This is a genomic window from uncultured Bacteroides sp. (assembly GCF_958445495.1).
Classification (GTDB): Bacteria; Bacteroidota; Bacteroidia; order Bacteroidales; family Bacteroidaceae; genus Bacteroides.
Window position 1 is genome coordinate 43555 of the sequence record NZ_CAUCSQ010000029.1, and the last position, 11661, is coordinate 55215.

Here is an 11661-nt window from a genome sequence, read left to right on the forward strand (position 1 = left end):
ATATATAATACAATTCATAAAGCAAAAATACTTAGCTGTGCGGCACATTTCTTTTCCCCGGCAATAAAAAACAAATGCCAGACTATCGTCACACACGCCCTGTCATTGAATGAAACGAACCGTTATCCGAGTCCCCGCATCAATCGCCGACTCTATGTTGTAATCAATTTTATTCCTCTCGAAAATCCGTAAAGCCAGAGAAAGCCCAATGCCGCTGCCCTGTTTCCGGTTCGCATTATCCGCACGGTAAAACGGCTCGCTGATAAGCGGTAACTCCTCTTCCGGAATTCCTATTCCCGTATCCGAAATCGACAAGCAAAGTTGCCCGTCCTCCTTGGCAATATGAATCTCCACCTTCCCGTCCTCCTTGGAATACTTAACCGCATTTTCAATCAGATTATACAAGGCAATCAATAATTCGGTGCGGTTCACATTCACCATCATCAAAGCCTCATCTTCCGGAGCTATACCGATATTTACCAAAATCTGCGAAGAAAGATAAACGGTTTTTATCTTATTGATTATTTCCCAAATCAACTCGTCCACACGAGTCCGGGTGAGAGCCCTCTCATCCGTCTTGAGCTCAGAGATGATAATCAGCGTATTCAAAATTTCCTCCATCTGAAAAATCTGCTGTATAAGCATCTCCGACAATCGCCGGTACTCCTCCGGCGTCCGGTCCTTTAAAGAGAACAAATCCAGGTTCCCTACCATAGAAGCAAGCGGCGTCTTAAACTCATGGGAAACATACTTCACGAAATTCTTCTGGATAATCACCGTCTTCGATATTTTAGTCAACAACTCATTGAAAGTATCAATAAGCTCCCGGAGTTCATCTTCAGTCTGCGGACACCTGATTCTCACGTTCAAATTATTGGTAGATATGTTTTTCACCTCCTTTACCGCTTCGCTGAAAGGCCGGTATGCGATATTGGCGACCCACCTGCTCAAAAAGATAATGGCAACCGCCCCAAGGACAAACAAAGGAATCAATATCCACAGCAACAAACCCGTCTGGCTTTCCAAGACCGCCCTGTTCTCTTTGGCGATAACGACAAAATCACCCTGATTATCTTCATAAAACAACCCGTAACACAGAAAATCATCTACCCTGAAAGACAACTGCTTCACACTGCGTATCCTGTCCAATACGGAAACAGGCGTTTCAAAAGTCTTATACCCGTAAGCTATCCGGTTGCCCTCATCATAAATCTGATAATAAGAATTGGACACAACCTCGTCAAACCGCTTTCTTATCTTATCAAACTCCTTAGTATTCAGTTCATCCTCCTCCAGATAAAAAAGGGCGGATATATAAGCCACCTTATTCAGATTATTAAAAATGGCCTTCTCCGTATTCTTATAATACAAGCTGTAAATAAGAACGGAAGTCACGGCAAAAACAATCCCGTATATCAATGAGCAATACAGGCTAAGACGGTTCTTTATTTTCATGACCGGAATCAATTGTCAGACTCTATCATATATCCCCTCCCTTTCAATGTCTTTATGAGCTTAGGGCACCCCTCCCTATCTATCTTATTCCGCAAATACGAAATATACACATCCACCACATTGGTATTGGTATCGTAATTCACTCCCCACACCGTATTCAGGATTTCCGTCCGCGACAACACCACATTCTGATTCTCCATCAGCAATTTAAGCAGCTTGAACTCTTGCAAGGTCAGTTTTATCTCCTGCCCGTTCCTCTCCACCTTCTGCTTGCCCAGATAAACTTTCAAGCCTGCACATTCCAGGACATCGGAAGAACCATCATAACTCAATCTAGCCCTACGAGTAAGGGCGTTAATGTGAGACAGCAATTCCCTGAAAAGAAACGGCTTGGTCAAATAACCGTCAGCACCGCAATCGAGAGCCTTTATCTTATCCTCGGCATCCCCCAAAGCGCTGATGACAAGTATCGGAGTATGTATTTTCTTATAGCGGATATACTGCAACAATTCGATGCCGTCCATATCAGGCAACATAATATCCAGAAGTATCAAGTCCCATTCCTTCTCCCGGACAAGCTTCCGGGCCTGTATGCCGTTTTCCGCCAGAATAACGGAAAAACCGCTTTCCTCAAGCCCTTTTACAATAAACTCGCTGATACGGCTATTATCCTCCACCAACAATAATTCCATAAACAATATAAACTTATAATCCTAAAAGCAAAGATATAACTATTTCACCTATTTATCAACAGTTTATCTTTCCTGTAAGCCAAATAAAATATTTGTGGAAGCACGGTAAACGATAAAATCATGCAAACCGGTATCCCGCCCACAATCATAATGGCAAACGACTTCTGCACCTCCGCCCCCATTCCGTTGGAAAGAGCCGCCGGCAAAAGCCCGAATGACCCCATCAGCGCAATCATCAATACAGGGCGGATGCGGCGCCGCACAGCCTTTCCTATAGAAAGACCGATATTGCGCGTCTGCAGAAAATACTCTTTCATCAAAGTAATAAGCAAAATACTGTCAATCGAAACGATTCCCAGAAGGATAATGAATCCGATTCCCGCCGAGATGCCGAAAACCGTCCCGGTTACCCACAGGGATATAAACCCTCCGACAAAAGCGAAAAAGCATCGCACATGAAGCAATCAACGTATCCTTGACCGTGCTGAAATGCAGATAAAGAAGAAACAGGATGAGCGCCAGGACAGCGGGAATAATCACCATCAGATTCCTCGTCGCACGTTGCTGGCTCTCGAATTCACCGGCCCATACCATCCTGTTCTTCGCCTCCAGCTTTACATTCTCGCCCACCTTCCGTTGCGCCTCGGCAATCGTAGACCCCAAGTCACGGCCACGGATGCTGAACCCCACACTCACATACCGGCTGCTTCCTTCCCGGTAGATAAAAGCCGGACCCGTAATAAATTTAATATCCGCTATCTCCTTCAGCGGGACATACTTCCCGTCCATCGTAGGAATCAATATATTGCCGATTTTCTCTTCATTATCCCTGGCCTCCTTCTGAAACCGGATAATCACGTCAAAAGTACGCTCATTCTCATAAAAGCTGGTAGCCGCCTTTCCCCCTATCGCCATCTCCACCACCGCTTGCGCATCCTGCATGGAAACGGCATAACGCGCCATCTTCGACTCCTCCAGCTTTAACTGAAGTTCCGGCAATCCTATGCTGCGGAACACATTGACATCCTCTATCCCCCTGACATCCCTGATTACCTCCGCCGTCCGGTCCGCCAATTCCTCCAGGCGATATAAATCATCACCGAAAATCTTTATAACCAACGAACTTTTAACACCCGCCACATACTCCTCCACATTGTCCTGAATCGGCTGGCTGAAAGCAAAGATGATTCCCGGATAAACGCCGAACATCTCCTGCATCTCCCCGATGATTTCCTTCTTGGAAATCTTTCTTTTCCACATGCCTTCCGGTTTCAACTCCACATGAAACTCAATATTAAAGAATCCCGTAGCATCGGTCCCGTCATTAGGGCGTCCGGTCTGCGTCAGAATAAAATCCACCTCGTCAAATTTCCGGAGCTTTTCCTTCATCTCCTTCGTCAGCCGGACAGATTCTTCAAGATTAATACTGTTGGGCAAAGTCGCCCTGATGTAAATCGCTCCCTCATTCATGCTCGGAATAAACTCGGTCCCCCAAAAACAGATGCGGACCAGGCAAACCGCAACAAGGATAAAAAATGAAAAGATAACGCTTCTCCGGTGACGCGAAGAAAAGCTATACAAATTATAGATTCTTGAAATGAAAAAATCGCTGACACGGTTCTTCCACGCCTTTATAGGTTTCGTCAACAACATCTTGCACATTACAGGCACATACGTCAAAGACAGGATAAGCGACCCCAGCAATGCATACGACAACGTAAAAGCAAGCGGTTTAAACATCTTCCCCTCCACCTTCTCAAATGAGAAAATAGGAATCAGCGCCACCACCAGAATGATTTGCGCAAAGAAAATATGAGTCGCCACGCTGCCCGCGCTCCTTTTAATCAGCCCGCCCTTACTTATATATGCAAACCCGTCGCCCAACTGCCGGGATTTCTTCTGCATGGCTACATAGACAGCCTCCACAATCACCAGTGTCCCTTCCAGCAACAATCCGAAGTCAAGAGCCCCCATCGATATCAGGTTCATCGGCAACCCCTGAATCTTCAACATGATAACGGCAAACAAGAAAGAAAGCGGGATTACCGACGCGACAATGAGCGTAGTACGCCAGTTATAAAGAAAAATGAAAACAATGAACGAAACGAGCAAAATCCCTTCGAGCATATTTTTCATTACGGTATGGAGCGTATTATTCACCAGTTTCTCACGGTCCATAAACGGCTCTATCCTTATATTCCCAGGCAAAGTATGTTCGTTGAGTTCCTCAATCTTAGCCTTCAGGTTACGGATAACCTCACTCGGATTTTGCCCGCGCAACATTATCACAATCCCCTGAACCACATCCTCCTCGTCATTCAACCCCACCTGTCCCAGCCTCGGTTTCGACGAAATACTGACATCGGCAACCTGTTTGATGCGGATGGGAGTACTGCCTTTGACCTCAATCAGTATATTCTCAATGTCCTCAACGCTTTCCAACAACCCCAGCCCCCGCACCACATAAGCCTGGCTGCCTTTCTGAATCATATCGCCCCCCACATTGATATTACTGTTCGAAACAGCCTCATACACCTGCAACGGCGACAGGTTGTAACTTTGCAGTTCGGCAGGATTGACCTTTATCTCATAAATCTTTTCCTCACCCCCGAAAGTAGCGATTGTCGCAACCCCCGGAACGGAAAGCAATTCACGCTGAATCACCCACTCGTTTATCGCCGAAACCTCCCGGACCGGCAAGTCACTGCGCAACACATAGCGGAATATTTCGCCCGTCGCCCCGGAAGGAGGTTCAATCGAAAGCTCCGCCCCCTCCGGCAAATCAATGTCCTGCATACGGTTCGACGCATACTGTTGGGCATAAAAATCATCCACCCCGTCCTCAAACAACACGGTAAGCACCGATAAACCGAACAATGACGTAGAACGCACGTCAGTCTTTCTGGGAATCGTATTCAACTGCTGCATGACAGGCAACGTGATAAACTTCTCCACCTCTTCAGCGCTCCTTCCCGGCCACTGCGCTATAATTTTCACCCTCGTATTGGTTACGTCCGGATATGCCTCAATCGGCGTAGTCTTGAAACATACGATTCCCGTCACCAGTAAAATTACGGTCAGGAAAAGTATCAGGACATGATTCTGCAATGAGAACGCTATTATTTTTTCAACGAATTTATGCATGAGTATTGTTTTCAGATTATACGACGACGTTTATTCAGTTCAAATTTCCTCCCCAATCATTTAAGTTGCGAATAAACAAGCAACTGGTTTCTTACCAGAATATCCTCTCCCTCCTTCAATCCGGAATGAACATACGTAACTCCATTATTCTGCCTGCCAACCGTCACTTTGCGGATTTCGTAATCATCATCGGATTTCCCGACAACGACATAATGGCAATTATTGTCAAAAATCAAAGCCTCCGACGGAACCGCAAGCATCTTCCGGGCAGTCCTGTTCTTTAGCCTGATTACCGCCGACATCTCCGGTTTGAACAGCAACGCGCTGTTATCCATCAGAATACGCGCTTTCAGAGTATGCTCTTCCGAATCAAACACATTAGACAGTTTGCTGATTTTCCCGTTAAACACACGGTCAGGATAAGAAAGCAGCTCGATTTCCACCTCCATCCCCTCCTTTACCGAAAGAAGGTCTTTGGCATACACATTCGCCATAATCCAAACAGTACTCAAATCGGCAATGGTAAAGACAGGCTCCCCGCCGCTCGAAACAGTGCTGCCGGACGAAACGTTACGTTCGACGATATATCCGCTCATAGGAGCAATCACCGAAAAAGTCCCTTTCTCCGCATTATGCCTGTAAAAAGACATATCCGTCCTGATACGTTTCAACGAAGCGTTCACCTGGTCCAGCTTAGCGCGTGCCTCAAGCAAGTCCTTTTCAGAAGTCATGTCATCCTCATAAAGCGACCGGACCGTCTTCATCTCACGTTCCGCAATCCCCGCTTCGGATTCCAGGCTTACCTCCTCAGCCGACAACCGGCTCAACTCCGTACTCCGCAAATCGAACAAAACCTGCCCCTCCTGCACCTTATCGCCGGTAGAGAAATAAATCCGGTCAATTACGCCGCTTGTCAGCGGCACATACCTGATAATCTTATCAGGATTATACTCCACCTTCCCCGTCAAAGTCAGCTCCCCCTCCAGAGCCTTCCACTCAACCTTGACAGTCCTCACCTGTTTCACACATTCCGAACTTATCCCGCCCGAACCGCCTGTCTCCTTTTCCCCGCTTCCTCCCGAACATGATACCAGCGAAGCGATACCGGCAATTCCCATTAAATAAACCAACCTGTTCATTCTACTCTTATTTTATATCGGTTCCTACTATATATTGCAATTCTTCAAACTGCACGGACACATTCTTCCTTGTTTCAAGCAGTATTTGCTTGTTCACCTTATACGTATCCATAAAATCCACATATTCAAGCATGCTGATATTCCTGTCCAGAAGGTTCCGGGTATATATATCCAGCATAGCGTCCAATTCGGGAAGCAAACTGTTGCCCATAGTCTTTTTATAGAAATCGTAAGTACACGCATAACTGTTATAAGCCGTAACAACCTCATGGAGAATCCTATTTTGCTGCAACCGTTCCAGATAACCGCTCTGCTCCATCCCCAACTTCGCCGCCCTTATATTCCCCTGATTCCTGTTAAAAAGCGGCAAATCGACACTGATACCGAACCCCACGAAATTCTTCCAGATTCCTCCATAACGGTCGTAACTCGCCCCAAGAGTGACATCCGGTATCCTCAACGCCTTCTCATACCCCAATGACTTCCGGAAATACTTGCTCTGCAACCTCCGTTGCTTCATGTCAGGCCTGGACTCATAAGCCGCCTGCAACAAATCGGAAAGCACCATGCTTTCAGGAGCCTTTCCGGGTGCATAATCATCCTCTATCTCAATCCGGACATCCGGCCCGGTATTCAAAAGAACCTTCAACGTTTTCTGCCGCTCCGCCCACTCAATCCGGACACCGTTTATTTCATTCTCCAAATCCAAAAGAGACGACTGCAGACGCAACAATTCGCTCTTTCCGATATTCGCCTGCTCCACCTGCTTCCTGTACGATTCAATCAGCCGGCTGACAGACTGCCGCTGCTTCAACAACACCGACAAATAAGCCTGATAATACCGGACCTCACAAACCGACTTCCTCAATTCCGCTTTAAGTCCTCGCAAAACCTCCTCAAACTCCTGCAAAGCTATTTCTTTCGAGACCTTTTCCCGCTGTACCAGCTTCCTCCTCTTACCGGCAGTCTGAACCAACTGCTCAAGCTCGACGCTAAACTGCGTATTACCGGCAAACGAAGACGTAGCAAGCTCCCGAATCTCGGAACGTTGCTTATCCGTACTCCACAGATTCACGCTACCCACCGACAAGCTCGGATTATCCCACAACTTCGCCTGCACCACTGCCGCATCAGCAATGTCCACCTGATATCTCTCCGCAATCAGCTCCAGATTATTTTTAAGAAACAATGCCTCAACCTCCTCCCCGGTCAATTTCCGGCACTGCTCGCCCGGCTCCTGGGAATACATCGGCAAAACACTGGAAAACAGAAATATAAACAAGAAATATATCCTCATATAACATTCATTTAGTGACGCTGCAAAGGTATTGTATAAAGATTAAAAGCTGATTGGAAGTAGATTAAATGAACATTATAACCAGATTAGAAATAGATTAGAATACCCGCCGGGCAAAGCCCGCCCTTTCCCCGATACCTTCCCCCAAACGACAAAAAAGGAAGTATTGTAAATACAACAGGAAAAATAGCCATCACATTCTTCCGTAAACATCCCTACCTTTGTAAACAAAAGAAAGTATTAACACTCAAAATAAGAAAATATGGGAATAATAGACCTGACAAAAGACAGCTTTGTTGAAAAAGTAGCGGACTACCGGACCTACCCGGCACAATGGGATTTTAAAGGTGACAAACCTTGTTTGATAGACTTTCATGCCCCTTGGTGCGGCTATTGCAAAGCCCTGTCGCCCATACTCGACCAACTGGCGGAAGAATACGCCGGAAAACTGGATATCTATAAAGTAGACGTAGACCAAGAGCCGGAATTGGAAAGCGCATTCAACATCCGTACCATCCCGAACCTACTGCTTTGCCCCGCCGGCAGCGGCATGCCCACAATGAAACTGGGCACGATGAATAAAATGCAGTTGAAAGAACTGATTGAAACGACTTTATTCTCCCGATAAAACAAACACTTTACTACCATCACTCAAAAAAGAGGCTGCCCCGAACAGAAAATGAAGTGCACCCTAAAAGTCAGACAAAAAACTTCCAGGGTGCACTTCAATATGAGACAGCCTCTTTATGTATTCGAAACGCCGGACGGCTATTTGTGCAATAAATTATCCGTTCCGGGAACAATCCTTCCCATCGACCATACGCAACGCACATTCAACTCCTTGTCCAATATCACGATATCGGCATCCTTCCCTTTCGACAACGTACCCTTCCGTCCGTCCACGCCAATCAGACGGGCAGGAGTCTCCGACGCCATCCGTACAGCATCCTCCAAAGGAATATTCGCCTTCTTCACCATGGTACGCACCAATACGTCCATCGTAGCCAGGCTTCCCGCCAATGCGGAATGGTCTGCCATCTTGCAAACCCCGTCCTCAATAATATAACGCGGGTCAATCGGTTCATTCCCTTCATAAGCGGCGTATGCCAATGCATCAGTCACCAGACAGGTATTCTCCACCCCTTTCAGCTTATAAACCAGTTTCAAAATGGTAGCGGGCAAGTGAATGCCGTCTGCAATGACCTCTACGGTCATTCCGTCCGTCAGATACACACTCTCTACAGTGCCCTCGTATTTATATTCACGGCGCTTATGAAAACCGGGCATCGCATTGTAGAAATGGGCCGCATGCGAAAATCCGACCGCGTACGCCGCCTTTATCTCATCATATTCAGCCTCCGTATGCGTGACGGCTGTCATAATCCCTTTCGAACGGGTATATTTCGCAAAATCATGCGCGCCGTCCAATTCAGGACTGATATCCCAGCGCTTGATACAAGATGTGCGTTCCAGCAGCGGAACATATTCCTCCGCATCCGGAGTTTTCAGAAAACCGTCATACTGGCTGCCTGCCATCTTCGGGTTCAGATAAGGCCCCTCCAGATGCAAGCCGAGAATAGAAGAATCCTCTTCCTTCATCAACTGCTCGCAAACATCGACAGCCTGATAAATCTTCTCGAACGAAGTAGACGATAAAGTAGGAAACATGCTCGTAGCGCCATGCTTCAAATGCGCGGTAACCGCCGTACGGAACGCCTCTTCCGTAGCCTCGGTGAAGTCATGCCCTCCGCCTCCGTGCGCATGCATGCTGACAAAACCCGGCACAATCGTCATGCCGCGGGCATCCACGACCGTTGCACCTATCACCGCCAAATCACTGTTAGTCACTTCCAATATTTTACCGTCACAAATCAGTACCGAACCATCCTTCAACCACCCCTGAGGCGTAAGTATTCTACCGTTGATTATCTGAGTTAACATAGTCTTCCTTAATTACAGAGTTAAAACAATTTATTAGTGCCTTCCACCAATTTCCCCATCGCCCATACGGCCCTCACATTCAATTCCTTGTCCAAGGCGATGATATCGGCATCCTTACCCCGTTCCAGCGTTCCTTTACGGTCAAGCACTCCCATAATGCGTGCAGGAGTTTCCGACGCCATCCTTACGGCATCTTCCAGAGGAATCTCAGCTTTCTGCACCATTGTGCGAATCAAGCGGTCCATAGTCGCTATGCTTCCCGCCAGTGCGGAATGGTCTGCCAGCTTACATACCCCGTCCTCGATAATCACGCGCGGGTCAAAAGCCACCTGGCTGTCACTGGCGGCGCAAGCCAGCGCATCCGTTATCAGACAAGTGCGCTCCACTCCTTTTATCTTATAGACAAGGCGCAGAATCGTAGGAGGCACATGAATCCCGTCAGCCACGACTTCCACCGTCATATCGTCAATCAGGTAAATACTCTCCACCGTGCCTTCATACTTGTATTCCCTCCTTTTATGGAATCCCGGCATCGCATTATAAAAATGAGTGGCATGCGTATATCCGGCCTCATAAGCCGTCTGTATGTCCTCAAACTCCGCTTGCGTATGCCCCACAGAAGCCAAGATTCCCTTTGCCGTAATATACTTGCCGAACTGCATCGCCCCCGGAAGTTCCGGCGCGGCATCCCAGCGTTTGATGCAATGAGTCTCTTCCAGTAAAGGAATATATTCTTCGGGGTCCGGGTCTTTTATATTCTCCGGAATCTGTCCTCCCGCCATTGCCATATTGAAATAATGCCCCTCCAGATGAAGCCCCAATACAGGACTGTCCGGTTCCGCCATCAATTTCTCGGTAGTTTCCGCGGCGGCACGAATCATAGGAATGGTAGAAGATGAAAGCGTAGGAAAGATACTGGTAGTGCCATGTTGGATATGAGCGTCGATTGCCGTGCGGAAAGCCTCTTCCGTCCCCTCCATAAAATCTCTTCCGCCTCCGCCGTGAACATGTATCTCCACTCCTCCCGGAACGATATACATCCCTTTGGCGTCAATAAGTTTTGCCCCGATAATTGCAAGGTCACAATTGGTTACTTCCAGAATTTTATTGTCACGAATAAGAACCGACCCATCCTTGAGCCAACCCTGAGGCGTCAGGATGCGTGCATTAACGATTTGTGTTAACATATCATCAGTAATTAAATTAATTATAGGTCCATGTAAACCAATGCCACTCTTTTTGGGGGAAGTCCATTGATTTCTACTTTGCAAAGGTACGTTTTTCCATCCAATCTATTGACAAAAACGTCCGGTAAAACTCCAATAAAATCCAATATCGGGACAAAGAAGCATTTTATACCGACAAATTTAATCCGGTTATTGTTTGTCCTACGCGGCAACTGTTTATTTTATCCGGTAATTATTATTCTAATTCAATAAATGTCTGTTCATCCGGCAACCGTCGTTTTATCCGATTATCGGCAGCTTATCCGGTATTGTTTGCTTATCGGTCATCGGCCGCCTTATCCGGCTACGTCTACCGTTTACAAATAAAAATGAGAATGTACCCATGACTTACCAAAAGCTCAAGGACTAGTCAAAACAATCGGATTGCCCTGCGGAGAGATTGATTTCCTTTATACAACCAAGATAAGTATTTACGTTGTTCTATTTTTACGTTGACCCGTTTTTGCATTGCCATATTTTTGCATTGACCCGAAAATCTTTTTATTTAGGCTAACTAAAATTGATGCATAAAGTAAGAATCCCGCAGATTTTCGTTGACCCGTTAACGAAAATATATGCACAGCCCTATAAAGTTTCATGGGTGAACCGGTTCACGGGCGACTCGTTCTGGCCCCGCCCTTATTTTTCCGAAAGGGAACAAATACAAAAAAGGCTGTCTCAAAATAAAAATTGAGACAGCCTTTTCACTTTTCGAGCGGAAAACGAGACTCGAACTCGCGACCCTAACCTTGGCAAGGTTATGCTCT

At 46.7% G+C, this 11661-nt stretch carries 9 protein-coding genes; 1 reads left to right on the plus strand and 8 read right to left on the minus strand.

The features are described 5' to 3' along the window. Positions 1 to 102: 102 nt before the first annotated feature. The 6 genes from Q5076_RS11165 to Q5076_RS11190 are packed head-to-tail and all read right to left on the minus strand — an operon-like array spanning position 103 to position 7727. Entirely contained in the window at positions 103 to 1455 is a 1353-nt protein-coding gene (locus Q5076_RS11165; protein WP_303013241.1) for a HAMP domain-containing sensor histidine kinase, read from the minus strand. Positions 1456 to 1463: 8 nt separating this feature from the next. Then, on the minus strand, positions 1464 to 2147 hold the full coding sequence (locus Q5076_RS11170) for a response regulator transcription factor (protein WP_303013243.1): 684 nt from the start codon (positions 2145 to 2147) through the stop codon (positions 1464 to 1466). Positions 2148 to 2191: 44 nt separating this feature from the next. Beyond that, the gene (locus Q5076_RS11175; protein WP_303013246.1) at positions 2192 to 2602 is read right to left on the minus strand and encodes an efflux RND transporter permease subunit; all 411 of its coding nucleotides are present in this window, start codon (positions 2600 to 2602) and stop codon (positions 2192 to 2194) included. After that, on the minus strand, positions 2487 to 5291 hold the full coding sequence (locus tag Q5076_RS11180; protein WP_303013249.1) for an efflux RND transporter permease subunit: 2805 nt from the start codon (positions 5289 to 5291) through the stop codon (positions 2487 to 2489). Before Q5076_RS11180 ends, Q5076_RS11175 begins: the two co-directional genes overlap by 116 nt. Before the next feature lie 56 nt (positions 5292 to 5347). After that, positions 5348 to 6430: an efflux RND transporter periplasmic adaptor subunit gene (locus tag Q5076_RS11185; protein WP_303013250.1), complete on the minus strand. Its 1083-nt coding sequence runs from the start codon at positions 6428 to 6430 to the stop codon at positions 5348 to 5350. A gap of 7 nt (positions 6431 to 6437) precedes the next feature. Beyond that, the gene (locus Q5076_RS11190) at positions 6438 to 7727 is read right to left on the minus strand and encodes a TolC family protein (RefSeq protein ID WP_303013252.1); all 1290 of its coding nucleotides are present in this window, start codon (positions 7725 to 7727) and stop codon (positions 6438 to 6440) included. Between the two features lie 262 nt (positions 7728 to 7989). Between Q5076_RS11190 and Q5076_RS11195 the strand changes: the two genes are divergently transcribed. Further along, complete coding sequence (locus Q5076_RS11195; RefSeq protein ID WP_303013253.1) at positions 7990 to 8355, plus strand: co-chaperone YbbN; 366 nt, start codon at positions 7990 to 7992, stop codon at positions 8353 to 8355. Between the two features lie 140 nt (positions 8356 to 8495). Here Q5076_RS11195 and nagA (Q5076_RS11200) read toward each other — a convergent pair whose 3' ends face one another. Together nagA (Q5076_RS11200) and nagA (Q5076_RS11205) are read right to left on the minus strand one after the other, a co-directional pair. After that, entirely contained in the window at positions 8496 to 9668 is a 1173-nt protein-coding gene (nagA, locus tag Q5076_RS11200) for an N-acetylglucosamine-6-phosphate deacetylase (RefSeq protein ID WP_303013259.1), read from the minus strand. Positions 9669 to 9688: 20 nt separating this feature from the next. Then, complete coding sequence (gene nagA / locus Q5076_RS11205; RefSeq protein WP_303013262.1) at positions 9689 to 10855, minus strand: N-acetylglucosamine-6-phosphate deacetylase; 1167 nt, start codon at positions 10853 to 10855, stop codon at positions 9689 to 9691. Between the last annotated feature and the right edge of the window lie 806 nt (positions 10856 to 11661).

Coding starts and splice junctions, on each gene's coding strand:
- Q5076_RS11195 (WP_303013253.1), top strand. CDS start 7,990: ATGGGAATAATAGACCTGACAAAAGACAGCTTTGTTGAAAAAGTAGCG.
- nagA (WP_303013259.1), bottom strand. CDS start 9,668: ATGTTAACTCAGATAATCAACGGTAGAATACTTACGCCTCAGGGGTGG.
- Q5076_RS11170 (WP_303013243.1), bottom strand. CDS start 2,147: ATGGAATTATTGTTGGTGGAGGATAATAGCCGTATCAGCGAGTTTATT.
- Q5076_RS11165 (WP_303013241.1), bottom strand. CDS start 1,455: ATGAAAATAAAGAACCGTCTTAGCCTGTATTGCTCATTGATATACGGG.
- Q5076_RS11180 (WP_303013249.1), bottom strand. CDS start 5,291: ATGCATAAATTCGTTGAAAAAATAATAGCGTTCTCATTGCAGAATCAT.
- nagA (WP_303013262.1), bottom strand. CDS start 10,855: ATGTTAACACAAATCGTTAATGCACGCATCCTGACGCCTCAGGGTTGG.
- Q5076_RS11185 (WP_303013250.1), bottom strand. CDS start 6,430: ATGAACAGGTTGGTTTATTTAATGGGAATTGCCGGTATCGCTTCGCTG.
- Q5076_RS11190 (WP_303013252.1), bottom strand. CDS start 7,727: ATGAGGATATATTTCTTGTTTATATTTCTGTTTTCCAGTGTTTTGCCG.